Here is a 677-nt window from a genome sequence, read left to right on the forward strand (position 1 = left end):
TGAATGCTCGGAGGGCGTCGTTCCGATATAACTCATCAGTTTTCTAGGGCTATCAAATCGTGTTAAGTCTCCTAGCTCTACAATGACACCAGTGGCGGTGAGCAGTCGGACGCCTCTCAAGGCTTGTATCGCTTTCACAACCGGATAATATCGCCATTGCTTCACGTGATGGGCGAGTTCATTGTCCAGACGCTCTAGTCGAGCATTGCGTTCTGAAATGGTTTGAATCATCTCTTGCAAGACAAATTGCTGACTAGGATGAGGTAAGATGATCTCTGTTAACCAACGAAGGTGTTTTAAGCTCCAATTTGATTTGCCTGAATAGTTAATATGGTTTCTGAGCAGCAAGGCTTTTAGCTGGAAACGTGCATTATTCAAATCATGCATTGCACGCTCACGTGCTCGAGATAGATCTCGTATTGCTTCATCTGCGGGTTCAGGAACGTAAATCGGATCAAGGTCGCCATTACGAACCAAACGAGCTAAATCTTGTGCATCGCGTTTATCTGTTTTCACGCGTTGTCCGGGTTTCTTTGGAATCAGTGATGGCGCAACAACATAGCAACAATGGCCTAAGCTTGTCAGCAATCGATAAATCCAGTAGCCACAGGGGCCTGCTTCATAAACAAAATGCAGGGTAGCCTGCGGGTATTTGCTTTCAAACTGTCTCGCCATCT

General features: G+C 45.9%; 1 protein-coding gene. It reads right to left on the reverse strand.

What is annotated here, in order from left to right; translation table 11 throughout:
• Positions 1 to 677 (reverse strand): IS110 family transposase (locus tag A3766_RS11300; RefSeq protein ID WP_156508877.1); only part of this gene is annotated, 677 nt, incomplete at both ends.

The sequence above is a fragment of the Oleiphilus sp. HI0132 genome (assembly GCF_001635845.1).